The 26,742-nt window shown below is 42.6% G+C and carries 24 protein-coding genes and 1 tRNA gene; 23 read left to right on the top strand and 2 right to left on the bottom strand.

Annotated elements, in window-relative coordinates; genetic code table 11:
- The first annotated feature begins 82 nt into the window (after positions 1 to 82).
- The 12 genes from HXT60_RS05955 to nucS all read left to right on the top strand — a co-directional run bounded on the left by HXT60_RS05955 (position 83) and on the right by nucS (position 13,385).
- Entirely contained in the window at positions 83 to 487 is a 405-nt protein-coding gene (locus HXT60_RS05955) for a TadE/TadG family type IV pilus assembly protein (RefSeq protein WP_004573653.1), read from the top strand.
- Positions 484 to 894: an Rv3654c family TadE-like protein gene (locus HXT60_RS05950; RefSeq protein ID WP_048730759.1), complete on the top strand. Its 411-nt coding sequence runs from the start codon at positions 484 to 486 to the stop codon at positions 892 to 894. The genes HXT60_RS05955 and HXT60_RS05950 overlap by 4 nt, the downstream gene beginning before the upstream one ends.
- A gap of 154 nt (positions 895 to 1,048) precedes the next feature.
- Positions 1,049 to 3,364, top strand: coding sequence for a DNA polymerase III subunit gamma/tau (dnaX, locus tag HXT60_RS05945; protein ID WP_421791024.1), 2,316 nt, complete (start codon positions 1,049 to 1,051; stop codon positions 3,362 to 3,364).
- Between the two features lie 6 nt (positions 3,365 to 3,370).
- Complete coding sequence (gene recR / locus HXT60_RS05940; protein WP_004114171.1) at positions 3,371 to 3,979, top strand: recombination mediator RecR; 609 nt, start codon at positions 3,371 to 3,373, stop codon at positions 3,977 to 3,979.
- 202 nt (positions 3,980 to 4,181) lie between these two features.
- Positions 4,182 to 4,946, top strand: coding sequence for an aspartate kinase (locus HXT60_RS05935; protein WP_004116323.1), 765 nt, complete (start codon positions 4,182 to 4,184; stop codon positions 4,944 to 4,946).
- Between the two features lie 70 nt (positions 4,947 to 5,016).
- Complete coding sequence (locus HXT60_RS05930) at positions 5,017 to 5,598, top strand: ACT domain-containing protein (protein ID WP_004114175.1); 582 nt, start codon at positions 5,017 to 5,019, stop codon at positions 5,596 to 5,598.
- Between the two features lie 88 nt (positions 5,599 to 5,686).
- Positions 5,687 to 6,754 (top strand): aspartate-semialdehyde dehydrogenase, encoded by a 1,068-nt coding sequence (locus HXT60_RS05925; RefSeq protein ID WP_415705230.1) that lies wholly within the window; start codon positions 5,687 to 5,689, stop codon positions 6,752 to 6,754.
- A gap of 51 nt (positions 6,755 to 6,805) precedes the next feature.
- Positions 6,806 to 7,426 carry a DUF5701 family protein gene (locus HXT60_RS05920; RefSeq protein ID WP_004114180.1) on the top strand — a complete coding sequence of 207 codons (621 nt, stop codon included), beginning with the start codon at positions 6,806 to 6,808 and terminating at the stop codon, positions 7,424 to 7,426.
- A gap of 79 nt (positions 7,427 to 7,505) precedes the next feature.
- Positions 7,506 to 8,207, top strand: coding sequence for an ABC transporter ATP-binding protein (locus tag HXT60_RS05915; RefSeq protein ID WP_004114181.1), 702 nt, complete (start codon positions 7,506 to 7,508; stop codon positions 8,205 to 8,207).
- A 21-nt stretch (positions 8,208 to 8,228) separates the two neighbouring features.
- Complete coding sequence (locus HXT60_RS05910) at positions 8,229 to 11,003, top strand: FtsX-like permease family protein (RefSeq protein WP_421791021.1); 2,775 nt, start codon at positions 8,229 to 8,231, stop codon at positions 11,001 to 11,003.
- Positions 11,004 to 11,081: 78 nt separating this feature from the next.
- Positions 11,082 to 12,554, top strand: coding sequence for an amino acid permease (locus HXT60_RS05905; protein ID WP_004114185.1), 1,473 nt, complete (start codon positions 11,082 to 11,084; stop codon positions 12,552 to 12,554).
- A 42-nt stretch (positions 12,555 to 12,596) separates the two neighbouring features.
- A complete protein-coding gene (gene nucS / locus HXT60_RS05900; protein WP_004114187.1) occupies positions 12,597 to 13,385 on the top strand; it encodes an endonuclease NucS in 789 nt (262 codons plus the stop codon).
- Between the two features lie 146 nt (positions 13,386 to 13,531).
- Here the strand turns inward: nucS and HXT60_RS05895 are convergent, their stop codons facing one another.
- Complete coding sequence (locus tag HXT60_RS05895) at positions 13,532 to 14,527, bottom strand: FKBP-type peptidyl-prolyl cis-trans isomerase (RefSeq protein WP_004114189.1); 996 nt, start codon at positions 14,525 to 14,527, stop codon at positions 13,532 to 13,534.
- A gap of 247 nt (positions 14,528 to 14,774) precedes the next feature.
- Between HXT60_RS05895 and HXT60_RS05890 the strand changes: the two genes are divergently transcribed.
- From HXT60_RS05890 to HXT60_RS05880, 3 genes are all read left to right on the top strand, one after another.
- A complete protein-coding gene (locus HXT60_RS05890; protein ID WP_421791019.1) occupies positions 14,775 to 16,580 on the top strand; it encodes a hypothetical protein in 1,806 nt (601 codons plus the stop codon).
- A 15-nt stretch (positions 16,581 to 16,595) separates the two neighbouring features.
- Complete coding sequence (locus tag HXT60_RS05885; RefSeq protein WP_101887800.1) at positions 16,596 to 17,621, top strand: hypothetical protein; 1,026 nt, start codon at positions 16,596 to 16,598, stop codon at positions 17,619 to 17,621.
- A gap of 66 nt (positions 17,622 to 17,687) precedes the next feature.
- Positions 17,688 to 18,719, top strand: coding sequence for a co-chaperone YbbN (locus HXT60_RS05880; protein WP_421791017.1), 1,032 nt, complete (start codon positions 17,688 to 17,690; stop codon positions 18,717 to 18,719).
- A gap of 91 nt (positions 18,720 to 18,810) precedes the next feature.
- Here the strand turns inward: HXT60_RS05880 and HXT60_RS05875 are convergent.
- Positions 18,811 to 18,884, bottom strand: a tRNA-Met gene (locus tag HXT60_RS05875).
- A gap of 380 nt (positions 18,885 to 19,264) precedes the next feature.
- On the opposite strand from HXT60_RS05875, the gene atpB reads away from it, so the two are divergent.
- The 8 genes from atpB to HXT60_RS05835 all read left to right on the top strand — a co-directional run bounded on the left by atpB (position 19,265) and on the right by HXT60_RS05835 (position 26,207).
- Entirely contained in the window at positions 19,265 to 20,125 is an 861-nt protein-coding gene (gene atpB / locus HXT60_RS05870) for a F0F1 ATP synthase subunit A (protein WP_004116298.1), read from the top strand.
- Between the two features lie 90 nt (positions 20,126 to 20,215).
- Positions 20,216 to 20,449, top strand: a complete 234-nt coding sequence (atpE, locus tag HXT60_RS05865; protein WP_004105752.1) for an ATP synthase F0 subunit C — start codon at positions 20,216 to 20,218, stop codon at positions 20,447 to 20,449.
- Positions 20,450 to 20,509: 60 nt separating this feature from the next.
- Positions 20,510 to 21,052, top strand: a complete 543-nt coding sequence (locus tag HXT60_RS05860) for a F0F1 ATP synthase subunit B (RefSeq protein WP_004116293.1) — start codon at positions 20,510 to 20,512, stop codon at positions 21,050 to 21,052.
- A gap of 75 nt (positions 21,053 to 21,127) precedes the next feature.
- Complete coding sequence (locus HXT60_RS05855) at positions 21,128 to 21,709, top strand: F0F1 ATP synthase subunit delta (protein ID WP_004114200.1); 582 nt, start codon at positions 21,128 to 21,130, stop codon at positions 21,707 to 21,709.
- 17 nt (positions 21,710 to 21,726) lie between these two features.
- Positions 21,727 to 23,388 (top strand): F0F1 ATP synthase subunit alpha, encoded by a 1,662-nt coding sequence (gene atpA / locus HXT60_RS05850; protein ID WP_004574834.1) that lies wholly within the window; start codon positions 21,727 to 21,729, stop codon positions 23,386 to 23,388.
- A gap of 3 nt (positions 23,389 to 23,391) precedes the next feature.
- On the top strand, positions 23,392 to 24,396 hold the full coding sequence (locus tag HXT60_RS05845) for a F0F1 ATP synthase subunit gamma (RefSeq protein ID WP_004116288.1): 1,005 nt from the start codon (positions 23,392 to 23,394) through the stop codon (positions 24,394 to 24,396).
- A 6-nt stretch (positions 24,397 to 24,402) separates the two neighbouring features.
- The gene (gene atpD / locus HXT60_RS05840; protein WP_004114207.1) at positions 24,403 to 25,890 is read left to right on the top strand and encodes a F0F1 ATP synthase subunit beta; all 1,488 of its coding nucleotides are present in this window, start codon (positions 24,403 to 24,405) and stop codon (positions 25,888 to 25,890) included.
- A gap of 2 nt (positions 25,891 to 25,892) precedes the next feature.
- Positions 25,893 to 26,207 carry a F0F1 ATP synthase subunit epsilon gene (locus tag HXT60_RS05835; RefSeq protein ID WP_004114210.1) on the top strand — a complete coding sequence of 105 codons (315 nt, stop codon included), beginning with the start codon at positions 25,893 to 25,895 and terminating at the stop codon, positions 26,205 to 26,207.
- Positions 26,208 to 26,742: the final 535 nt, after the last annotated feature.

The raw sequence follows: 26,742 nt of genomic DNA, 5'->3' as shown, positions 1-26,742 counted from the left end.
AATATTTATAAAGTTTTTTTGACCGTGATGTTTATGTGATTTGTTGTGGGATTTTAACTAATGCGAAAAGAAACGAGACAAAATGGAGAATCATGTATTTTTGAACATTTTAGATAAGAGAACGACTAAGAATAATTGTCATAAGATAAATAATTCAAAAGATTCTGGGGCTGTTACCGCAGAATTTGCGATTATTCTTCCTGCAGTTGTGGTACTTGCTTTAACGTTATTTTTTGTTGGTAAATCAGTAGTAAATACAATGAATTGCCATGATGCAGCAGGTCAAGTAGCATACTATGTTGCTTCGCACCACAATTCTAAAGATGCGCAAAATATAGTATCTAAAGTATCTGGAGTTAATAGTTCTGTAAAAGTCAAATATGTTGGGAATATGGCAGATATTGTTGTAAGCTGCCCAGTTGTGCCAGACCCTTTAAAAGTATTGCCATTGTCTGTGGAAGCTCGCATTAGCCAGGTTTTAATATGAGTCAAAAAATATGTAAGCGATTAAGCATTTTAAATACGCAATATTACAGTTTTAAACATTTGCGTAGAGCAGATTGTGGTTCTGGAACTATGCTAGGCATAGGATTGGTAATAGCAATCTGCTCTATGCTTGTTGTTTGTGCGACTTTAGGGTCAATTTTGGTGCAAAAACACCGAGCTTACGCTCTTGCAAATGCATCGGCTATATCAGGTGCAGTTGCTATGAGAAATATGCAAGATGATGCATGTCAAGTTGCAGAGCGCACAGCAAAGGCAAATAATGGGAAAATAGAATCTTGTGTTGAAAAAGATGATGATGTATTAATCAGTCTAAGTGTGCCTTTACGACTTCCTATGGTTAATAAGATAAATGTAACGGCTAGAGCTGGTTTAATAGATTGTGACTAATAAGTGTGTGGAAAATATCAAGTATTCATGCGATTGGTCATAATGTAGCATGTTAATAGGCGATTAGCATGTTAATGTCTAAATGTTTAGAATAGAACAGAAACTTTGCTCAAGTAGAGTTGAGCTAATATTCAGGTGACGGTAGGTTATAGTTATGGCACTTGCATTGTATCGAAGGTATCGTCCAGACACGTTTGAAGGAGTGATAGGACAGAATCAAGTTACCGTTCCTCTTATGAGAGCGCTAGATCAAGGCAAAATAACGCACGCCTACCTATTTTCGGGTCCACGCGGTTGTGGAAAAACAAGCTCTGCGCGTATTCTTGCTCGTTGTATTAACTGCAAAGAGGGTCCTACTTCTAAACCATGCGGAAAATGCCAAAGCTGTAAAGATCTTGCAACAGGCGGATCAGGTTCAATAGACGTTGTAGAAATAGATGCTGCAAGCCACAATGGTGTTGACGATGCTAGAGAATTACGCGAACGTGCAGGTTTCGCTCCAGCGCGCGATCGATATAAGATTTTTATTCTTGATGAAGCGCACATGGTAACTCCGCAAGGATTCAATGCTTTGCTGAAGATTGTGGAAGAGCCACCTGAGCATGTTATGTTTATTTTTGCCACTACTGAACCAGATAAGGTGATTGGAACTATACGTTCTAGAACCCACCATTATCCGTTTAGACTTGTTCCTCCAGAAGTAATGGGACCGTATTTGCAAGACATTTGCAAAAAGGAAGGTATTCAAGCGCAAAAGGGCGTTTTGCGGCTTGCTATGCGCGCTGGCGGCGGATCCATGCGAGACACATTATCTGTTTTAGATCAGCTTATGATTGGTTCAGATAATGGTGTTATCTCGTTAGATTCAGCAGTTGCTTTGCTTGGTTTTACGCCTTCTAATCTTATTGCAGATGTTATTGATGATCTTATTGAAAAAGACGGTGCAAAATTATATGAAGTTGTACAAAAAGTGGTAGTCGGAGGATTTGACACTCGTAAGTTTGTGGAAGATCTTCTCGGACGATTGCGTGATTTGTTGCTTTTGGTTTCTGCTGGTCCAAATTGTGCTAAAAACTTGTTAGGCGATTTATCGCCAGAAGACATGCAAGATTTGCAACGACAATCAAGTCAGCTCACTTTGCGAAGCTTGTCCAAAATGGCAGAAATCGTCAATAATGCTTTTGCTGGAATAGCAAATGCGGTTTCTCCTAGAATGAATCTTGAGATTCTTATGGCTAGACTTCTTGCTGATATGCAATCTGGTACTACTGCGCAGGAACCATTTTCTAAAGCCACTAATCAATCTCTTGCAAAGTCCTCCTCGCATCCTGCATCTTCTGCAAGGCATTTTATTGGTTCAAATTCTGCTGTAAATTCAGTTAATCCTGTTAATCCAGTAAATCCAGTAAAAATTGCTGAAGCTCCTTCGGTAATTCTTGATGATAAATCTGAAATCAACAATAACACGCAAGCGAATTGGTCAACTGCAACCGTTGAAAAACAGACAACACAAGAGCTTGACGTGGACGAAACTTGGGATAATCTGGTTAAAAATCTGCCAGACGATGTTCGTGAATACGTAGAGAGAGATCGCGTTCCAAAAGTTAGATTAGACGATGGAAATGCATCAAAAAGAAGGCTTGTATTAACTTTTGACCAGCCTATAAGCCAACATGCTTTTGCGCTCGCGATTTGCACAACAGAACCTTACGATGGTAAAAAAGTGCCAGTTGTGGTTATGAACAAAGTAAAAGACGCATTTGGAAAAAACGTTGCAATAGCGCCAGATTTAGTAGCTGCAAACGGCGAAAAAGTGGAGTCTGTTGCAAGAATGACTCCGCAACGACTAGCACAAGTTAAGCGAGACTTGCTTATGCGAAAAGCTGGAATCGTAAAAGGATTCGGAAAAATAATCGAGAAAAGTTCTGATTCAAATTCAAATAATTCGAATTCCAGTAGCGATGATGCTGGCTCTAGTGACGATTCAAGTGCTGGTGCGGAGACTAGCGATTTATCTGGTTCTGCAATTTCAGAAAGTGCTTTAGATTTAGATATTGAGAAAGATGACGCATGGGCAGGTATGGGATCTGCTCCAATGGGAGATGCGATTGCTGCATTGCAGAATGCAGATTTTAATGCTGAAGTAGTAAACGATTCAGAAAACGCAGATAACGATGCATCTAACGCGCAGCAATGGGGGCAAAAGTCGAAGATAAGCCAGCAAAATCCTCAGCGCGCAAATTCAGAATCACAGGCAGATAATGAGTCAAAAGCACGAATCTCTGATGGTGTAAACGGCGCGCAAGAAGACGAATGTTCAATGCAGGACGAATCGTTAGAGTCTGCAACCAATTTGAGCATAGATGATTTAGAGAAGATGTTTGAGGTGAAATCTGTAAAAGAATTCGCTGCAAGTGATCCAAAAAATCCTAAAAATGCAGGATTGCATAAGCGAAAGCAAGAGGAGTAAGTAAAAGTGCATAACGTGTCATCGTATGACGGTGCAATAGGCAGAGTTATTGATGCGTTCTCTAAGCTTCCAGGAATAGGACCAAAAGGCGCGCAGCGAATTGCATTCTATATACTTTCATCATCTGATGTACAAACGCAGGATTTAATTGACGCAATCAGTGACTTGCGCGAGAATGTGCGATTTTGTGAAATTTGCGGAAATGTTTGCGAGCAAAGCCCTTGTGTTATTTGCCAAGATCCGCGAAGAGATCACACAAAAATATGCGTTGTAGAAGAGCCAAAAGACATTATGAGCATTGAGAGAACTCACGAATACGCTGGCGTTTACCACGTTTTGGGCGGTGCCATTAATCCAATGGCAAACATTGGACCTGCAGACTTAAAAATAACGCAACTACTTGAGCGCTTAAAAGACGCGCAAGTAAAAGAAGTCATTTTAGCGCTTGACCCAAATATTGAAGGAGAAGCTACAGTAACTTATTTAGCACGTTTGCTTGAGCCGCTTGACATAAGTATTACGCGACTTGCAAGCGGATTGCCAGTTGGTGGAGACTTAGAGTATGCAGACGAGATAACTCTTGGTCGCGCATTTGCAGGAAGACAAGAAGTATAGAAGATTTGTGAATTCATAAGCAAACGCGTTTGATAAGTCGCAAGAAACCGCTTGTTGTATATACGCCACTCATAATATCTCTAAAACTAAAAATAAATAGAGCACAGTTGATAGTCTAATTTTAGATTAGTCTTATTTGGATTAATTCTTATTGCATTAGCGTGCTTTAGATAATAGTGACGGCTGAACATAAGGGGTTACAGTGGCTCTTATAGTGCAGAAATACGGTGGATCGTCCGTAGAAGATACGGACGCAATTCAGCGTGTAGCCAAAAGGATTCTTGATACAAAAGCTGCTGGTAACGATGTTGCTGTTGTCGTTTCCGCTATGGGAGATACCACAGACGACTTGATAGACCAAGCAATGAGTGTAAATGCGCATCCTCCTGCTAGAGAGATGGATATGCTTATGACTGCAGGAGAGCGTATTTCCATGAGTCTTCTAGCAATGGCTATTCATGCTCAAGGCTCGCACGCATACTCTTTTACTGGTTCTCAAGCTGGATTTATGACAGACGCGCAATTTGGAGCAGCTCATATTCGCGCTGTTAAGCCAGATCGTGTTCAGCATGCGCTTAAAAAAGGCAGTGTTGCTATTGTTGCAGGATTCCAAGGAATCAGCGAGATTGGTGACGACACAACGCTTGGTAGAGGCGGATCAGACACTTCGGCAGTGGCGCTTGCTGTTGCTCTTGGAGCAGATGTTTGCGAGATTTACACAGATGTTGATGGCGTATTTACGGCAGATCCTCGAATTGTTCCAACCGCAAAGCGAATTCCTGTTATCGATTATGATTCAATGCTTGAGATGTCATCTTGCGGATCTCGAGTGTTAGCTTTGAGATGCGTTGAATACGCACAAAGATTCAGTATGCCTCTTCATGTTCGCAGCTCGTTTTCGCACAGAAACGGAACATTAATTGTGCCGAGTGGAGTAAATCCAAAGAGCTTGCCGAATTTAAGCTAATTATTTATTAAAGAAGACACAAGCATAACAACAGACAGAACGCATAGGCAATAGACATAAGGCGGCAAAAATGGCAAATAAAATAACAAATGTAGACATTCGCTCAACAATGGGCGATTTATTCCCAGACTTAGGCCCAGAGACCCCTGTGATTTCTGGCGTTGCACACGATAGAAGCGAATCTATGATTACTCTTCGAGGCGTTCCCGATAAGCCTGGAAACGCTGCAAAAGTGTTTACAACTCTTGCTGCTGCAGACGTTAACATAGACATGATTGCTCAGGCAAGCGCATCCACCGAAACGGCTGACATATCGCTTACGGCTCCAAGCTCGTCCCTAGACGCCGTTTGCAAGGTTTTGCAGGGCGCGCGCGGCGAATTGCAATTTACGTCTATGGACGTGGACCCTTCTGTTGGCAAAGTCGCAGTTGTTGGCGTTGGAATGAAAACCTATTCTGGTCTCGCAGCAACCTTCTTTACAGCGCTAAGCGATCACGGTATTAATATTCTTATGATTTCTACATCAGAAATTCGTATTGCAGCGATTGTTCCAGTAAAACAGCTTGACGAAGCGGTTCGTGCGCTTCACACAGCCTACGGATTAGACGCAAGCAAAGTCGAAGCCGTTGTTTATGGAGGAAGCGGACGCTAATCGCGCGCAAAAATTACGCAAAAATCACGCTTAAATAATCGCAAAAATCAAAGAAAATCGCAAAAACACGCAAAATAAGGGAGACAAAATGGCAATTATAAGCAACAAAGGCGTAAACCTTGCGGTTTTAGGCGCCACTGGCCAAGTTGGAATGGTTATGCGCCGCGTATTAGACGAGCGCGATTTTCCAATTAAAAACTTGCGATTTTTGGCTTCCGCACACTCTGCTGGAACTGTTTTGAACTATCGCGGCAAAGATGTTGTTGTAGAAGATGTAGAAAAAGCAGATTTAAGCGGAATTGACATTGCGATTTTCTCCGCAGGCGGCGGAACATCCAAAGTGTGGGCACCGCGATTTGCAGATGCGGGTGCAATAGTAATAGATAATTCTTCTCAATGGCGTATGCATAACGATGTTCCGCTGGTAGTTGCAGAAGTAAACCCAGAAGATTTAAATGATATTCCGCGTGGGATTGTTGCCAACCCTAATTGCACAACAATGGCGTGCATGCCTGTTTTAAAACCGCTTTCTGACGCTTTTTGTCTAAGGCGACTTATTGTATCTTCTTATCAGGCAGTTTCTGGAGCTGGTAGAGCTGGAGCATTGCAGCTTATGAACGAAGCGCAAGCTGCCTTAGATCAGGGCGCGGATAAGCTTGTGTTTGATGGAGATGCTATTGATTTTCCGCAGCCAACCAAAGTTGCGCGCACAATCGCATTTAACGTTGTGCCATTCATTGGTGCGATTGTTGAGGACGGATCGCAAGAAACCGACGAAGAGCAAAAGCTTCGCAACGAAAGTCGTAAGATTCTTCATCTGCCAAAGCTCGCAGCAAGCTGCACATGCGTGCGCGTAGGCGTTTTTACAGGTCACGGAATGAGCATTAATGCCGAATTTGAGCGCGATGTAACTCCAGATATGGCTCGCAAAGTATTAAGCAAGGCTCCGGGAGCCGAGCTTAGCGATATTCCTACTTCGCAACTTGCTGCAGGAAAGTCTGCAAGCTACGTTGGGCGTATTCGCCAAGATCAAGCGGTTGATGGAAAGCACGGATTGGCAATGTTTATTACAAATGACAATCTTCGTAAGGGTGCTGCTCTTAACGCTGTGCAATTGGCGGAAATCGTAGCTAAAAAACGACACTTTGTGGATTGATTAGACCTGCGCGAATTCGCTATTATAAAAAATTTTACGTAAAATGTAATTATGTCTATAGCTTCGCAAGAAATACAAAAGCAGCTTGATCGTATTGTTGCTCTTGGCTACCCAGATGTTGCAGATATGAGTGCTGCATCGTTTCGTGCTTTAGCTTTGCCGCTTATTCGCGCTCTTGATCAAAGCGATTTGGGTACTAATATTCTTCTTGTGCCTACTCGTGAGCTAGTTTCGCCAGAATCCTTAATTTCTAGGACGAGTATTGATCGTATGGCTGGTTTTACAACAATGCCGCCTAGAGATATAGCTAGTTTTCTGCCACAAGATGGTTTTGAGCCTCCAGAAGGTCCATTTTACTTGGCATTAGACCCTCATACAGGCACATCGTATTTGAATCGTGAGCCAGATGTTGCCAGAAAACTTATAGATTCAGACGAGCGTCTTCCTTTGACTTTAGAAGAAGGATTGGCGGTTGTTACTCAGCATCCAGACTGGCTTGAAATAAAAAATGGTTTTAATCTTCTTGGGTCTAAAAGTTCCGATGGAAGAGTGCCGAGTATTTGGATGAGTCAAGGTGCTCCTCGTCTTGGAGCTGTATGGCCAAATTCAAGGCATACTTGGCTTGGCAACGCATATTGTACAGCACGTCGTGGTGTATCTCTATTCCAATGAAGAGTATTAAATATTAATCTAATAAATTAAGAAGTTGATAGAAAAAGCGTCATTAGGTAGTAAGTAAGCAAGGTGTATTGTGGCATACATAACTTTTGATCATGTTGTAAAAGAGTATCCATCTGGATCAAGTGTTGTGCGCGCTCTAGATGATGCTAGTTTTACAGCCGAGCGCGGTAAGCTCACCGTAATACTAGGGGCTTCGGGCGCAGGTAAAACTACAGCATTGAATATTTTAGGCGGTATGGATACGGCAACAAGCGGTAGCGTAACTGTTGGTGATTTAAATATTACAAAGCTAAATGGTCGTGGGCTTGTAAAGTATCGAAGAGAAGATATTGGTTTTGTTTTTCAATTCTATAATCTTGTTCCAAACTTGACGGCGTTAGAAAACGTGGAGCTTGCTTCACAAATCTGCTCAGATCATTTTGATCCAGCTCAAACACTTATTGACGTAGGTTTGGAAAAAAGACTTAATAATTTCCCAGCGCAACTTTCTGGAGGCGAACAGCAGCGAGTTTCTATTGCGCGCGCACTTGCTAAAAAGCCTAAGTTGCTTTTATGCGATGAGCCTACGGGTGCGCTAGATTATGAAACCGGAAAAGCTGTTTTGCAATTATTGCAAGATATTTGCCAAAAAGAAGGAATGACGGTTCTTATTATTACTCATAATGCTGCTATTGCTCCTATGGCTCATAAAGTTGTGAGATTCCATTCTGGAAAAGTCGTGAGCGAAACAGTACAAGAAAATCCTACGGCAATTGCAGATATTGAATGGTGATTTGTAGAGTGGTGGTTTGTAGTGAGTAGCGAAACTGTAAAATCTAAGAAAATCAAGCGTAAATATGCGATTAGTAATAAGCGCTCATGCTCTATTTTTCCAATGGTTTTTATTAGTGCTATTAGAATGTGGTTTCACGAATGGCGTCGTTTTTGCATACTAGCAGTTATAGCAATGCTTGGCGTTGCTGTTATGACTGGCATTTATGCAGGATGCAACGATATGCTTCTTGGAGCAAATGATACTTACTCTAAGCTCAAAGCTTACGACCTACAAATTATTTCTACGCTTGGTTTGACTGACAAAGATGTTAAAGCAATCAAAAAATTGCCATTTGTTAGTGAAGCAGAGGCGGGAAAGTCGTTTAAAGCTACTGCTCATCCTTCGAATAATGCCAATTTGTCTTATGCAATGAACGTTGTGCAATATAATCACAATGTTAAAAAACTGAATCGTCTGCATTTGATGCGTGGCGATATGCCAACAAACAATCGTCAAGCTGTGGTAACTGAACGATTTTTGCACGATAGCGGATTGCGAATTGGTAGCACACTGTTTTTGAGTATGCAACAAGTCACTAATCAGCCTAATTCGTCTAATCAACCGATTCAAAATCAAAAATATAAGCTTCTAATTACAGGAAGTGTGTTAGACGTAAACGATTTGGATAATCCAAACGGGTATCAATCAAAAGCTTTCCGCAATTCCGTAATATCACGCTACCCTATTTTTACCTCTGCGATTACTGAAAGCACAAATAATCTTCCATACACAGCTATATATGTGCGCCTAAATGAGGCTCGACGCGTTAACGATTTTTCGCAAAAGTATCGCGCAATTGTGGCAAATGCTTCAAACCAAATTAAAGACAGTGTGCAGAGTGATTGCCAAGAGGCGCGCACAAATCAGGTTGTAAAAGACCAGACTGATCAACAAGTAGATCAAACTATAGCCAATATGCCAATGCTTAAAAACGCTCCCGACTCGGTTTTAGCTAATGCTCGCGCACAAATTTACGCAAAAATTAAGCCAGAAGTGCAAAAGCATGTTCCTAAAGCAAGATGGCATATTTTTGCTCGCATATCAAACGGGAGCTATACTCGCTTGCGTTCTGATGTTGCCTCGATTCAATCTCTTGGATACGCTTTCCCAGTGCTTTTTCTTGTGGTGGCAATGATGATGAGCCTAACAGCCATGGCAAGAATGGTAGAAGAAGAACGAGGACTAATTGGAACGTACTTAAGCTTAGGTTATGGACGTTGCGCAGCAATAACAAGGCACGCTTTCTTTGCGATTTTTGCTTGTCTAGTAGGAGGCGGAATTGGCGATATTCTAGGATTCTTAGCAATTCCATCTTTACTACTTAAGATTTTGCGCGGATTGTACACAGTTCCAGGGGTTGTTTTACGATACGATTGGCTTTATGGTTCGATTTGTGTACTCGCGTTTGTAATACCAGTTGCAATATGCACAATAATCGTAAGCTGGAGGGAGACAAGGCAAGTGCCAGCGGCATTATTGCGTCCAAAATCTCCAAAAGCTGGCGCTCGCGTGCTTCTTGAACATTTACCTTTTATCTGGAATCGTCTAAGTTTCCTCAACAAAGTATCTATAAGGAATCTGGCTCGTTTTAAAGGCAGACTATTTATGACGATTGGTGGCGTGGCTGGTTGCACGGCATTAATCGTGTGTGCTTTAGCATTAAACGATACTGTAGCAACTCTTGGAATCCGCCAATATGACGGCATTTACCGCTACGATATGATTTCTATTTCCACTCCAGACGCATTCCAAAATATGAAGAAAAGTGTGCAGAAAGATAAATCCAACAACCTTGTTGATGTTATTTTGCCTGCCTACATTAGTTCTGGGGAAATCGCAAAAAGCGATGCTAATAATGGTAAATCTAATAGCAATTCCAATAACAATTCGCATAATAAAATCGTTGAAGATTCTGAAAGCGTGCAAATTGTAGTTGTTAAAGATGCCGAAGCTTTGTCTAATATGGTTCGTCTACAAGATGTTAACAATAATTTGCAAAATATTTCGCTTAATGATGATGGTCCGCTTCTTTCGCAGAGCGCAGCATCGTCGTTGGGAATTGCGAATGGAAACTATATTACAATAACAAACTCCAGTTTTAAGCGCGCAAAAGTGAAGTTGCGTGCAATCGTGCGTAATCTTATTGGTTCAAATATCTATATGACTTCTCGCTGCTATGAAAGAATATTCAGTTTTAAAAATGGGAAAAACGTTAAGAATAATGCGCTAATATTGCGCCTTCGTGGAGACGATGATGCAAAAATGTGTTACGCAGACCATGTGTCAGATAGGGATGGCGTGTTAGCTGTTATGAACATTACGCGCATGAAACATTCGTTTAGCTTTGATTTAATGAATGCTGTTGTAGCGCTTATAGTAACTCTTGCAGCAGGCTTGGCGTTAGCCGTGCTGTTTACATTGGCAAGCACTAATATTTCGGAACGCACGCGAGAGATGGCAACTTTAAAGGTTCTTGGCTTTTATCGTAGAGAAGTTCATGCTTACGTGCATAAGGAGATGCTTACTCTTACTGTAATTGGTATTCTTGTTGGTTTGCCTCTTGGAAGATTGGTTGCAGGCTTGTTAACAAATGCTTTGCGCATGCCTTCTCTGTATTTTGAGGTTGAAGTGTCTCCATTAAGCTATGTTATTGCTGGCTTTGCAACGCTGATTTTTGCTTTAATTGTTCAATGGTCAACTAATCCCGCGTTAGACCGCATTGACCCTGTTAGTTCGCTTAAAAGTGTTGAATAAAGTTGAATAATGAAATTCAAATATTTACGGGTTCTTATAAAATTGAAAGCTCACGCCTAAAAGAATGGAGTTATAGCAATGAGTGATATTGACCAAACTAACAATGGTCACACTAACAAGATGGAGCGCAGCCTTACAAAAAGACACGTGCAATTCATTGCTATAGGCGGAACAATCGGCACGGGACTATTCTTAGGTTCTGGCAAATCCATTAGTCTTACGGGTCCAAGCATTATGCTTGTGTACATAATTGTTGGTTTAATCATGTTTTTGCTTATGCGCGGCATCGGCGAACTTATGTACAAGGATCCAAACCAGCATACATTTATTAGTTTTATTACTAAATACTTGGGCAAAGGCTGGGGCGATTTTGCAGGATGGTCGTATTGGATAGTGCTTGTGCTTATTGGCATGAGTGAGATTACGGCTGTAAGTACGTATTGTGTTACATTTTTCCAAACTTTTGGCATAGACGTTAGCAGCTGGAAATGGCTTATAGAAATAGCGTTTTTGGCTGCTTTAGTGTGCATAAATCTGGTTGCTGTTAAGCTATTTGGCGAAACAGAGTTTTGGTTCTCAATGATTAAAATCACGTTGATTGTGGCTCTTATTGCAACTGCTGCAGTTATGGTTATTATTGGCTACCATTACCCTGCAACACAGATTAGCGGCGTTGCAAATCCTGCAGGCCACGCAGGCTTTGACAATATTTTCAACAACTTCTCGCTTATGCCAAATGGATGGTTGGCATTTTTGATGAGTTTCCAAATGGTGTTCTACGCATACCAGCTTATTGAGTTTGTAGGCGTTACGGTTTCGGAAACTAAGAATCCTCGCCAAGTTTTGCCAAAGGCAATCAACGAGATTATTATGCGAATCTTGATTTTCTACGTTGGAGCGCTTGCTTCAATCATGCTAATTGTTCCTTGGCAACAATTTAAAGCTACCGATTCTAAAGGCGTTTATATGTCTCCGTTTATAATGGTTTTCCAATATGCGGGGCTTCATTGGGCTTCGGCGCTTGTGTTCTTTGTGGTAATAACAGCCGCATCTTCTGCGCTTAATTCGCTGCTTTATTCTGCAGGAAGGCATATGTATCAAATTGCGCTAGAATCTAATTCTCCTGTTCTTTCACATTTGCGCAAAGTTTCGCGCACTAAAGTTCCTGCACGAGCAATCATTTTTTCTGCTGCGCTAATCCTGTTCTCTCCGATTATTAACTCAATTCCTGGAGTGCATGGCGCGTTTATTGTGTTTGCTTCTGCGTCTTCGGCAGTAATAATCATGATTTACATTTTGATTATGGTTACGCACAGAAAGTACCGCGCTTCTGCTGATTTTATGCCAGATGGTTTTGTTATGCCGCATTATAAGCTGCTTAATTCTCTTACTATTGCATTCTTTGTGTTTGTGTACATAACGCTGTTTATTAGCGAAGACACTCGCGGATCGGCAATTGGCGGCATTATTTGGCTCTTGCTTTTTGGAGGCTATTGCGCGTTGCATCAGCGCTGGCAGAATCGCGATTTAGCGGCGGCTTTGGGCAGATAGTTTTTGTGCAAGTAGTTACGCGATTTATGCTACGCTTTTTGTGTGCGAATTATTGTTGCGGATTGTAGTGCAGAATATACGGGTAGGCTTAATGCAAGTCTTCCAGTGGCTAAGCGCGTGTTGCTTATTAAGGCTGATGGTAGTGTACTGATTTTTTCAGAGTTAGGGTCCTATAAGCCACTTAATTGGATGGTTGCTCCTTGTACTATGCGCGTTATTGATGGAAATGTTTCTAAAGATAACGATTGTTCTTGTGAAGACGACGATTCGAGTTCTGTTTCTTCAGATGGTGCTGTCGGCGCTTGTAGCACGGAGGCTTTCGACTTTTCGCGCGTTTTTGGCGATGGAACTGTTTTAAAAATTGCTGCAAAAAAGGGCAATGACCTGCTTCGCATTGTTCTGCAACACGTTTATAGCGATTCTTCGTATGATTTAGGCACAGACCCAGGTCTTGTTAAAGATGGTGTAGAAGACCATTTGCAGCGCTACTTAGCTGAGCAAATTGAGCGTATTGGCGATGGTGCTACATTGGTTCGCCGAGAATATCCTACTGCTATTGGCCCCGTGGATATTATGGCGCAGGATTCAAACGGTGTTCATGTTGCTATTGAGATTAAGCGACACGGTGGTATTGATGGTGTTGAGCAGCTTACTCGTTACTGTGAGTTGTTGAATCGAGACCCGTTGCTTAAACCAGTTCGAGGTATTTTTGCTGCGCAGACTATTAGCCCGCAAGCGCGAGTTTTGGCTGAGGATCGTGGCTTTACTTGCTTAATCCTCGATTACGATGAAATGCGCGGTGTTGAGTCTAACGATCTTCGCCTGTTTTAGCTTAGCGATTTTTTGCTTTATCTGTAATTTATTACGAAATTTACGTAAATTTACGTATAAAAATGCCGCGCAAGATTTATTCAAGCGCGGCATGATTCGATTGGTAATTAATCACTAAGAGAATTAATCATTAAGAGATTAATAGATCAGGAAGCATAGAGAATATCTACAACAAAGTAAAGCGTTGAATTTGCAGGAATTGTTACATTTCCTTGTGCATCCTTCTTATCTTCTTTGCCATAGCCATCTTCTGGAGGAATTACCAAAAGAACTTGAGATCCGACTTTCTTCCCAGCTAAGCCTTTAGTCCATCCTGGAATCACTTGACCTGCAAGAGAGAAGTCTGCAGGCGTGCCGCGCTTCCATGACGAATCAAATTGATGCAATTTGCCGTCTTTATCGATAGTCCAGCCAGTGTAATGAGCGGTTACAGTGCTTTCTTTGGTCACCTCTTTACCAGTTCCTTCAATCAAAGTTTGAGAAACCAACTTTCCATCTGGCACGTAGTTATTCTTATCTAACGATGGTTCTCCAGATTTACTCAGAGTTACTTTCGGCAGATTTTCAGGGATATCCTTAACTTTATTGCCTGTTGCGCGTTCAAGAGATTTCATTGAAGAAACAAGAGTTAACACCATTACGTACGCATCTTGCTTAGTTTGCGGATTTGCAGGCACACCAAATGCAATCGTGGAATTAATTTTTCTTCCCTTAAACAGTGCATAATAAGGTTTACTCGTAACGCCTTTTTTAACAACGATTGAGCAATCTGGTTTGCCTTGTTTCCATGTGTTCATAAGCTCTTTGCCGTTTTTAGCATTGTACACAATGCCATTAGCGCATACGCGACTATTTTCTTGGATTTTAGCACCGTTTCCGTTTTGCAAAATGGCGTAAGAATTTGGCTTTACGTCTATAGGAGTAGTTATATCGACCTTTGGTTGTTTGCCTAAAGTTCCACTAGCCTTAACGCCGCCTAAAACTTGCATTCCAGCAGCATTCGCGGCTGGGTCTGCCATTCCGTTATCATTCGTGCTATTCCCGCTGCAAGATGCCATTGTAAAACACAAGGCTGCAGCGCTAATTGTGCTAATTGCGCGTATTGCAAAAGATTTGATTGTGTATAATCTGGTTTTTCTCATAGGTTTAAGACTATCGCTTGAGTCTGATTTTAATTATTCAGTAGCAAATATATTAAATATTACGAAGAATTGTAAAAGATTAATAAATATAACAATCGATTAATTATAAAAGATTATGAAAGATTGTAGAATAGATAGGAGCAAATACGATATGACGATTATTAAGGCGAATATCAAAAAGAATTCATGCTCTGATTACAAGCATAATGCATGATTTATTGCTGATTAGGATGCAGAAAGAGGTTTGATGCAACGACCTACAAAACGAGCTAAGTTTATGCGAGGAATCGTGGCACCTATTTTTGGGTTGCTTGCTGTGCTTAGTATTGTTCTTGGTGTTCTTAATGCCACAGTTTGGAAGCCAAACTCTATTGTTTCGGCTCATACAAACGTGTATGGTTCAAGATACATTGTTACGGATCCAGGTGTTTTAAATCTTGTGGATTACCGCGTAAAAATTAGTGTTGCGGCTCTTAATACTCGTAAGCCGATTTGTGTAGCAGTTGGTTTGGCTAAAGATGTTCGTGGGTGGACTCGTGGCTACTCTGTACAGAGAATAACTGGTTTGCAAGATTGGGAGAATCTTTCTACTGTCCCTATGAAGGCGGATGATTCTGCAAAGTCAGATGTGAATAACAAAAATTCTGTAGATTCCGCGAATAACTCTGATTCTAAGGCTTCTAAAGATGTAGATTTTAAAGATTCAGATTTGTGGACTAATGCTACTTGCCAAATGGGTTTGGCTAAATTGTTTGTTAATGCGGAAGATTTTGAACAATCTGAGAACATTGTTCCTGGAGATTTGAGCAGTGGCAATGCTGTAAATCAAGAAAATCAAGCAAATCAAGAAAATAGCCAGTCGAATCATCAAAAAGTTTCATCCGCATTGCGTGCAAGGATTTCTCGACGCGTGCTGATTATTGACTTAGGTAAAAATTCTCCTGAAGCATTCGTAGAGTTTCGTTGGCGTAGACACAATCTTCCAGATTTTGCAACTCCTTTGTATTTTGTTGGAGCACTGTTTGCTCTGCTTTGTGTCCTTTCTGCTTCTGTGTTCGCTATGGCTCCACATCGCAGGCGTAATAAGCGTTTGGTGGCTAGTAGAAGTGGTCTTATTACTGTAGAAAGTGTATCCAGAGACGAAGAAGTTAAATTCTCAGATGCTTTTGCTGGCACAATGGCTAGTATTTTTGGCAGTTTTGCTAAAGATAAGAAGTCAAGGCATAAAGGTTCTTCAGCTTCTCATGCTCGTCATGGTTCTCATTCAAAAACTCGTGTTGCAAAGTCGCAAGCAACCGTGGATTTGTCTGTAAACGTAAAGTCTGGTTTAAATTCTTCTCCAACTCCATCTTTGGATGAAACTGCTGTGATTTCTAAAGAAGATTTGCAGTCTTATTTTGCTCGTTTTGCTAGTGAATCATTCTCGGATGTTTCCAAGAATAATAGCGATTCGTCTACTGTTTTAGAAGTTTCTGATGCTTCTTCTGATAAATCTTCCTATGATTCTTTTAAAGATGAAGATGCTATACGTGATTCCAAAGATTCTTTGAATGATGATTCTAATAAAAAGCAATCTTCAAAGGAATATTCAGGGAATAGTAGCAATAATAATTCTAGAAAGTCGAGTCATAGCAATCGCGGCAACCGCAATAGTAGATATGGTAGAAGAAATCGTGATTCGCATGACAATCAAGATGGTCGTTCTAGTAGTAGAGATGTAGAAAATCGCAAATATAGGGATAATCGTAGTAAATCAGCGGAGGCTTGCGACTCAAGCAATGAAAAGTCAAATAATCGCAGCAAGTCGCGAAATCAAGGGAATAATCGTGATTTGAGTAATCATCGCGACCAGCGTAAGAATAGTCAGAATAATCAGCATAGTCAGCGCGGGCAAAAATATGGCAAAAATCGTCGATCTAACGAATTAGATAATCGTAATAGAAATAGCGGCGAAAATAATGCAAATAACAGAAACGCTGGTGGCAACACGAATTCAAACTATAACCAGAATCGTAAGCGTAAAAATAATGCGCGTGGAAATGAGCAAAAGTGAGTGTGGAAAGTAAGTATGACTATGTTTTATGCGCATAAAATCAAATATTATGTAAGATTTACATTCGCTACAATAATGACGCTAATTATGTGTTTTGCTCTTAGCGCTTGCGATGGTCAAGTTCCTAAAGCCGCTGAGGGGCATAGCACAAAGGAACTTCCAAACGTAACGTCTATTAGAGAAAAAGATATACGTTTAAGAGTTTTGAGGTCTCTAGAGCGCGCGAATGAAGAGAAGAATTCTAGTAATCTTGATTGCTATATGAGTGGTCCTGCAATGCTTGTGCGAACTAGTGAGCTTGCGATTGCGGCTAAAACAGGAAAATTGGATCCAAAAACAACAATTCCTCGTGAAGTTGCTCAGACTATTGTGCCTACGAATGCAAACTGGCCTCGTGATTTGATGACGATTACTACTACAACAAAAGACCAGCAGTCTAAGAGATTGTTGGTGATCCGTCAGGATAGGGCACGCTCAAACTATAAATTGTGGGCAGTTGCAAGACTGTTCCCTGGTGTGCGTCTGCCAAAATTCCCTGTTTCTTCAATCGGCGCTTCAATGGGTAAAGCAAATGATTCTGGTCTTGTTATGACTCCTCATGCGGCAGCAGCGGCTTATGCTGATGTTCTGCAGCAAGGAGAATCTAGTAAATTTGCAAAGAGTTTTGCTAGTGATTATTTGCGCGCAAAATTAGCAGAATTATCTAAGACTGTTCAAGCGGGAATGGAGCGAAACAAAGGTTCTCAGGAACAGGTTTTTGCTTCAGTTCCAAATCAGATTAGCGTTATGCGCGCAAGCGATGGTAGTGATTTAGTGGTTGCGCGTATTGACTCCGTGTGGACTAGGAGAGCTGGAGAAGGTCGAGAATCAAGACCAGCGTCTGACGAGGAGAAAGCTTTGTTTGGAAATGCTAAAGCTACTTCTACAATGCGTGTAACTTACGTAAATGTTGTAGCAATGGTTGTTCCACCAGCTGGCTCTAATGCGCAGATTGTTCCTGTTGGAGCGGAGCGTCAGCCTATAAAGGTAGAAGCCCTGTAAGCAGTTGTATAAGCAATATAAGAAATGTAAGCAAAGTTGTAAGCAATATAAGCAAAAGAGGAAATTATGGTTGATTCACAATCGATGGGTATGAACCCAGGCGGCTTCTCTCTGGCTGGAGCAGTGGACTTGGAAGGTGTAAAGCGCAAAGCAGAAGCTCTTGCAAAACGAGAAGCGGCTGAAAAGTCAGGAAAACCTCAGTCTAAGATGCCGTCTGCTGGTGGGTATGTGATTGATGTTAATGAACAAACTTTTCAGGCGATGGTTCAGACCTCTGTAAGTTTTCCAATTATTTTGCTTGTATGGCAAAAAAGCGATGAAACTTCTTACGATTTAGCACAAAAACTTGCGGATTCTATTACTGCGTTAGATGGCAGAATGCAGCTTGCTCGTATTGATGCGGATGAAAGCCCATCAATTGCTCAAGCTTTACGCGCACAGCAGCTTCCAGCTGTATATGGATTGGTTGGAGGCAGACCAATGCCTATTTGCCAGGGATTGCCTAGTGCAGATGAGTTGCAGCAGATTAGTAATGATATTCTGCCTCAGTTGGTTAAAGTTGCGGAAAAATCTGGTGTAGCTGGGATGGCTCCTTATGTTGATTCAGGTGATTCTGCAGGTGATTCTAAGGATACGCCAGTTGTTGGTGTAGGTGATGATTCTGCGGTTGCTGGCGACTCTTCTGACGTTCCGCCAGAACATAAAATTGCTCATGAGGCGGCTATGAATGGCGATTATGCTTTAGCTGCAAGTGAGTATGAAAAAGTATTGCAGGCTAACCCGAATGATTCTTTGGCATCTCGCGAATGCGCTAAAGCATTGCTTCTTGGCAGGAATACTAATACAAATGTTGATGCAGTTCGTAAGGCTGCTGGCGATAATCCTAGTGATGCTTCAGCTCAGCTTGCTGTAGCAGATGTAGATATGATTGATGGTCATATTGAAGATGCTTTTAGTAGACTTCTTGATTTTCTTGCTGGTCATCGTGATAGTGCAGATGTGATCAAAGAACGTATGCTTGAGTATTTTGCGATGCTCCCAGCTGGAGATGAGCGTTTGAATCGTGCGCGTCGTCGCTTAGCAGTTCTCCTGTACTGATATACCACGCAAAAGACTGCGCCAACTAAAAAGATTAAAAGAAAAGCCAAGATTCGCATTCGTGAGAAATATGCGACTCTTGGCTTTCTAGTAGCGGGGCATGGATTTGAACCATGGACCTCTGGGTTATGAGCCCAGCGAGCTACCGAGCTGCTCCACCCCGCGTCGGCTACTTTTAGCAGCTCTATCTACGATAGGTGCAAATTGTGATTTGTCAAGTTCTCGGCGTGTTTCTCTCGTAAATTTCTCGCGTAAATAGTTTAATTCTAAACAAATGTGGAGTATAATAAACAAGTGACTAAAGCGAGTTATTAAGAATTTGCATGTTTGCTATAATCGCAACACTCGTTAATAATCAGCAATATAACTCAAATATAACTCAAATGTACAAACTAAGAGTAGAATCAGCTTTTTAGAGATATATTTTCGTTTCGCGCATATATCAACGAATGAATTTACAGGATTTACGGTTTTACAAACTAGCTTGTGAATAACTTTATATTTAACGCAGCTGTATTGTAAAAGAGTCCTACAAGGAGGCACGAATGAGTGGAGCTATCGAAGTTTTAGCGAAAGCTGCGCATATAAATGTTGCGGCGCTGCTAGCTTCAGCAAAGCCAGAGATGCCAAGCATTAATGACTTTTTGCCGCCAGAGATTTTATTCCAAGGCACACCTTTTGCAATGAATCGAATTGTTATGGTGCGTCTTATTATGGCCGTAATCGTTATGATTATTTTTGGCATTGGCGCAGCCCGCGCAAAAGTGGTTCCAGGAAGATTCCAAAGCGTACTAGAAATTCTAATGGACTTTGTGCGATTCAATATTGTGTACGAAATGATTGGCGAAGAGCGCGGCAAGCGTTATGTGCCAATGATAACAACTCTTTTTATAACAATATTCTTCTTTAATCTTTGCTCAGTTATTCCAGGCTTAAATATGGCTGCAACAGCAACTATTACAGGGCCATTAGTGTTTGCTCTTTGGGTTGTATGCCAATACTTAATCACTGGAATTAGAGAAAAAGGATTCTTAACGTTCTTCCGCGAATCCTTGTTCCCAGCAGGCGTGCCATGGCCGATTTACTTTATTCTTACGCCGTTGCAGCTGCTGGAATTGTTGATTGTGCGACCACTTTCGCTTACAATACGTTTGTTTGCGAATATGATTGCTGGCCATTTGCTGGTGGCCACTTGCCTAGTATTCACCAACTTCTTTGTGGTGGATTCCAGCAATAAACTCCTTGCCTTAGGCGGTGCATTATGGCTGCTTGGTGGCATTCTGTTTACAGTGTTCGAAATAATAGTCGCAGGCTTGCAGGCGTTTATTTTTACCGTTCTTGCATCTGTATATATTTCGGAAAGTTACCCTGAGAAAGAAGAAAAATCTGCTGTTGCTATTGCGTAAATAGGTAAAACTAATTAAAGCAAACAAATAAGTCAGGTTTGATAATCTTAGGGTTTATAACTGGTTACTGTTCCTAAAGAAAGGAAACCAATGAATAGTATCATCGCTCTCGCAGGATTGACGGGCAACCTTAGCATTCTCGGCTTTGCCGTTGCTACTCTTTCTCCTGCTATCGGAATGGCAATGGTTGTATCCAAGGCTATGGAATCCACTGCACGCCAGCCAGAAGTCGGCAACCGTATTCAGTTGTTCATGTTTATTGGCTTGGCATTCATCGAGGTTCTGGGCTTGCTCGGATTCGTTGCATACATTATGGGAAGCTGAACCGAACGAAACAACTCGTTCCAACGCATACAAGTGTTGAAAGAATAGAAAGGACAAGCCATGGCATATGCAGCCGAAACTAATAAACTGGCGTTGTTCTTGCCGGAGCCTTACGACGTTATATGGTCGCTGGTTATTTTAGTTGTTCTTGCAGCGTTTTTCTACAAGTTCGTTATGCCTAAATTCCAGGCAATTCTTGATGAGCGTGCAGAGAAAATCGAAGGCGGAATGTCTAAAGCAGCAAACGTGCAGCGTGAAGCTGATGAGTTAAAAAGCCAGATGGAAGAAGAACTTGCCCAAGCTCAAGCAGATGCTGCAAAGACTCGCGAACAGGCTCGTGCACAAGCTTCCAAAATTGTTGATGAAGCAAGACAGCGTGCGGAAAAAGATGCTGCGAAGATTATTAGTGAAGCTCAGTATTCCATTGAGGCTCAGCATAAGCATGCCATGTCCAGCCTCCAAGGAGAAGTATCGGTACTCGCTGCAGCATTAGCTGGAAAGATTCTTGCGTCTAAGCTAGATGACGATACTGTAGGCTCTAAAATCATTGATCATGTTATTGATGAAGTGGGAGACGTTAAGAGTTCGGGTCAAAACAGGTAGTTAAGAGAGTAGCTAAAACGATTTTTTAGTATTACTTAATTGCTACTTAAGTTTTGCATGAATTAGGAGGTAAGAATGCCAGAAAAGGCATCGCGAGTAAGCGAAAACTTATCGCGTTCTTCGCTTGCGCAAGCCATTTCAGATGCTCATGATGAAGCTCAGCGCATATCTGATGAGCTTTCAACAATGATGGATACGCTAGAAAAGTACCCAGAGCTTTCTGACGCTATTACCGATCCAAATAGGTCTTCGGAAGATAAGTCACGACTGATTGACGAGCTTATTGGAGGTAAGGCGCATCCTGTTGTATTGCGCATTATGCACTATCTTGTAGGTACTTGGCATGGCGGTGCAGAAAGTGGCAAGACGGGCAGCTTTGGAGGCGCATGGTCTGGTTTTGAGCGCGAAGCAGGCGAAACTTTGGTTACGGTTACAACCGCTCAGCCTCTTACGGATAAGCAAATCAAGCGTTTGATTGAGATTTACAGCAACAAGTTGGGTCATCGTGCCTACATAAACCCAATTGTGGATCCAAACGTGCTTGGTGGTATGCGAATACGTATAGGCGATCAAGTAACAGACCGCACAATGTTGATGCAGCTTAAGCAGTTGCAGCGTTCTGCGCGAAATGGTGCTTGGACACAGGCAGTGAAATAAGTTAAATAAGGAGAATTATGGCGGAACTATCTATTGATCCCGCCCTTATACGCAAGGCACTTGACGGGTTCGTTGACTCGTATAAGCCGACAGACATGCCAACACAAGAAGTTGGTTATGTTGTTACGGCTGGTGACGGCATTGCGCACGTAGCTGGATTATCTGGCTGCATGGCAAACGAGCTGCTCACCTTCGAAAACGACACCCTTGGCTTAGCGTTTAACCTTGATGCTCACGAAATCGGCGTGGTTATTCTAGGCGATTTTACGGGCATTGAAGAAGGGCAGGAAGTTTACCGCACTGGCGAAGTGTTATCGGTGCCAGTGGGAGACGCCTATCTTGGTCGTACAGTAGACCCATTGGGTAATCCAATTGATGGTCTTGGTGCGATTGAATGCAAGGAGCGTCGTATTCTTGAAGCCCAGGCTCCAGACGTGATTCATCGTCACCCTGTGGACGAGCCTTTGTCTACTGGTTTAAAGGCAATTGACGCAATGACGCCAATTGGCCGCGGTCAGCGTCAGTTGATTATTGGCGATCGTCAAACTGGTAAAACAGCAATCGCAATCGATACGATTATTAACCAGCGCACAAACTGGGAAAGTGGAGATCCAAAGAAGCAAGTCCGTTGCATTTACGTAGCAATCGGACAAAAGGGTTCAACAATCGCTGCTGTACGTCAAAGCCTCGAAGAAGCAGGCGCTATGAAGTACACAACAATCGTTGCAAGCCCAGCTTCGGATTCTGCAGGTTTTAAGTACATTGCACCTTATACTGGTTCTGCAATCGGTCAGCATTGGATGTACAACGGCAAGCACGTTTTGATTGTTTTCGACGACTTGTCTAAGCAAGCAGAAGCATATCGTTCGATTTCTTTGCTTCTTCGTCGCCCACCTGGGCGTGAAGCATATCCAGGTGATGTGTTCTATCTTCACTCTCGTCTTCTAGAAAGATGCGCAAAGCTTTCCGACGATATGGGCGGCGGCTCAATGACTGGCTTGCCAATTATTGAAACTAAAGCAAACGACGTTTCTGCATACATTCCAACCAACGTGATTTCTATTACCGATGGTCAGATCTTCTTGCAGTCCGATTTGTTCAACGCAGGTCAGCGTCCAGCAGTCGATGTTGGTATTTCCGTGTCTCGTGTTGGTGGCGCAGCTCAGGCCAAGGCTTTGAAGAAGGTCTCTGGCATGCTTAAGATTTCGCTGGCTCGTTACAAGTCTTTGGAATCATTTGCAATGTTCGCTTCCGATTTGGATGCAGCTTCCAAAGCACAGCTCACTCGTGGCGCTCGTTTAACCGAGTTGCTTAAGCAGAAGCAGTTCTCGCCTCGTTCCATGGAGCAAGAGGTTGTTTCTGTGTGGGCTGGTACACACGGAAAGTTAGATGACATTCCTGTAAAAGATGTTTTGCGTTTTGAAAGCGAATTATTGGATTATCTCGATAAGGGAACCGACATTTTGCAAGTGATTCGCGATACTGAAGATTTCACTAAAGAAACAGAATCGAAGCTTGATGCTGCAATTGACGACTTCCGTAGGATGTTTAAGACTTCTGCAGGTAAGCCTTTGATTGTTAAGGATTCTCTGCCTCCAGCTGAAAACCCTGCTCCAGTTGAAAAAGAGCAGCTTGTTGCAAAGCCGAAGTCGGATAATCGTGAATCTGAGGGGAAGTAGCGTATGTCCTCCCAACTTGCATTGAAATCGAGAATTATTTCCACACAGTCTTTAGGTAAAATCTTTAAGGCTCAGGAAATGATTGCGTCTTCTCATATAGCAAAAGCGCGTGATATCGCTCTAAATGCTAAGCCTTATAGCGACGCAATTTTCGATGCCGTGCAGGCGTTGGTAGCTCATCATGAAGCGAATATTAAGCATCCTATTTTTGGTAAAGAGCGTTCGGGTAATCGCGTAGCCGTGTTGGCGTTGACTTCCGACCGTGGCATGGCTGGCGCGTTTACATCATCGATTATTCGAGAAACCGAGGCGTTGCTCGCAAAGTTGGATGCGGAAGGAAAGCACGCTGAGCTGTACGTGTATGGTCGCCGTGGCGCAACCTATTACAAGTATCGTAATCGCGATGTTGCAGGCACTTGGGAAGGGTCTACTGATCATCCTGATGTGACTATTGCGGAGCGAATTTCCGATACTTTAATGGATGCGTATATGACTCCAGAAGAAGATGGAGGAGTTTCGGAGCTTTACATTGTATTCACCGAATTTATAAACATGGTGAGGCAGAAGGTTCGTACGCTGCGCATGCTTCCAGTTGAGCTGGTTCCTTTAAAGGACGGCGAAGAGTTTGCCATGCATCGTCCAGATTACGAGGCAGCTTCTGGTCCTTCGGCTTCGCTTTCGTCTACGGGTGCGGTTTCGGCTCGAGAAGAAGCGGTTAGCCGCAGTAATCCGGACGCTGTGGAATATTGCTTTGAGCCAAGTCCAAGCGAAGTGTTGGATTCGGTTTTGCCAAAGTATATTCAATCGCGTATACACGAATGCTTGCTTACTTCTGCTGCTTCCGAAACAGCTAGTCGACAGAATGCTATGCATACGGCTACAGATAACGCCCGCAATTTGGTGGAGGATTTGACAAGAAAGCTTAATGCTTCTCGCCAGGCTTCCATCACACAAGAACTTACCGAGATTATCGGCAGCGCTGACGCGCTGAATAATGAGGAGGAATAGGAGCATATGGCTGAAGATCAGACCACAGCACCTCCAGAAGATGCAAAGGAAAGCGACCCAACGGCCGGCCGCGTAACCCGTGTTCAGGGTTCCGTGATTGACGTTGAGTTCCCAGTTGGCTATCTTCCAGATATTTATAATGCTCTCAAGGTTGATATCAACACCGTTGGAAACACGGAGGGAGATACCGTCCACGAGATTACATTGGAAGTTGAGCAGCACCTTGGTGATTCAACTGTGCGAGCAGTGGCACTTAAGCCTACGGACGGCTTGGTCCGTGGTGCTTTAGTGCGAGATACTGGTGGCCCAATTTCTGTGCCTGTTGGAGATGTTACAAAAGGTCACGTTTTTGACGTAACTGGTAACATTTTAAACGCTAAACCAGGCGAAAACATTGAGGTGACCGAGCGCTGGCCAATCCACCGCAACCCACCTGCTTTCGATCAGCTTGAGTCTAAGACTCAAATGTTTGAAACAGGCATTAAGGTTATCGATTTGCTTACGCCTTACGTTCAGGGCGGAAAGATTGGTCTGTTCGGTGGTGCAGGCGTTGGTAAAACTGTGTTGATTCAGGAGATGATTCAGCGCGTTGCACAGAACCACGGCGGTGTGTCTGTGTTTGCTGGCGTTGGCGAACGTACTCGTGAGGGTAACGATTTGATTGGCGAAATGGCTGAGGCTGGCGTTTTGGAGAAAACAGCGCTTGTCTTTGGTCAGATGGATGAGCCTCCTGGGACTCGTCTTCGTGTGCCTCTTACTGCTTTGACTATGGCTGAGTATTTCCGTGATGTTCAGAATCAGGATGTGTTGCTGTTTATCGACAACATCTTCCGCTTTACTCAGGCAGGTTCTGAGGTTTCCACGTTGCTTGGTCGTATGCCTTCTGCAGTTGGTTATCAGCCAAACTTGGCGGATGAAATGGGTGCGTTGCAGGAGCGCATTACTTCTACGCGCGGTCATTCTATTACGTCGCTTCAGGCTATTTACGTGCCTGCAGATGATTACACCGATCCTGCACCTGCAACAACCTTTACGCACTTGGACGCTACTACTGAGCTTTCGCGTGATATTGCGGCTAAGGGTATTTACCCAGCTGTGGATCCTTTGACTTCTACTTCGCGAATTCTTGATCCGCGTTATGTTGGTCAGGCTCATTACGATTGCGCTAATCGTGTGAAGGCTATTTTGCAGCGTAATAAGGAGCTTCAGGACATCATCGCTTTGATTGGTATTGATGAGCTTGGTGAGGAAGATAAGACCACTGTGAGCCGTGCTCGTAAGATTGAGCAGTTCCTTGGTCAGAACTTCTATGTGGCTGAAAAGTTCACTGGTCGTCCAGGTTCTTATGTTCCAGCTGATGAGACCATTGAGGCGTTTACGCGAATTTGCAATGGTACTTACGATGAGATTCCTGAGCAGGCGTTCTCTGGCATTGGTGGCATCGATGATCTTGAGCGTCGTTGGCACGATATGAAGCAAGAGTTTGGTGCGTGATTATGGCAGAAAAGCAAGTGAAAACGCTGCACGTTAGTGTGGTTGCAGCCAGGCATCCTGTTTGGGAAGGCGATGCCAAGTTTGTGGTTATTCCTTCTGTGAATGGCGCAATGGGTGTTCTTCCTGGGCATGAGGCTGTGCTTGCGTTGATTGATCACGGATTTGTAAAGGTTGACGATTTGAATGGCGTTCGTCATGTTTTTAAGGTGACTGACGGATTCTTTTCTGTTGACTCAGACAATATTACTATTGCTGTTGAGCACAGTTGTAACGTTGATAAAGACGGCAATGTGTTGCCTAACGCTAAGGTGATTTAATGTGATCTAAGTTAATCTAAGGCTGGCTTTTGTAATAAGGTACGCTAGATAAGCAGGAGTTTGCGATTATTTATCGCGGCTCCTGCTTTTTTGTTTCTTTTATCCCGAATTTGTTCCCAAAATCGCCAAATACGTAAACAAACGCGGGATAGGAAATAGGCAGTGTGAAGCGCTGTGTTGGTGTCGGCGTGTTGCGTGTGTAATGTGTGTGGAATGTTGATTTTTCAATGGTTTTATAGTGTTAGTGTTCTTGTTCGAGTAGTTTCCTGAGAAAAGTCTGGGAAAATTCTTTAAAAACCTTGAAACAATGTGTTTTTACGGTTTTATTAGTGTTAATCCACAAATATTATGGTGAAAATAGTTTTTATTGTGGATTAGTTTGTGTGTAACATTATTTTTTTCTGTTTGTTTTGTGTGGTTGCCTCTTGACTTTTTTAAACGGGGGGGGGGTATGTTAATAAGCAAACGCCAGCTGCTCCTAGTTTTGGCTGGTGTTTAAACCACTATTCACGTGTTGTGGATTGTGGAGCAAATT

The sequence above is a fragment of the Gardnerella sp. KA01002 genome, from assembly GCF_049244015.1.
In the GTDB taxonomy this organism is placed as follows: Bacteria; Actinomycetota; Actinomycetes; order Actinomycetales; family Bifidobacteriaceae; genus Bifidobacterium; species Bifidobacterium vaginale.
Note: the sequence above shows the minus strand (reverse complement) of the source record. Positions and strands in the feature narration are given on the sequence as shown.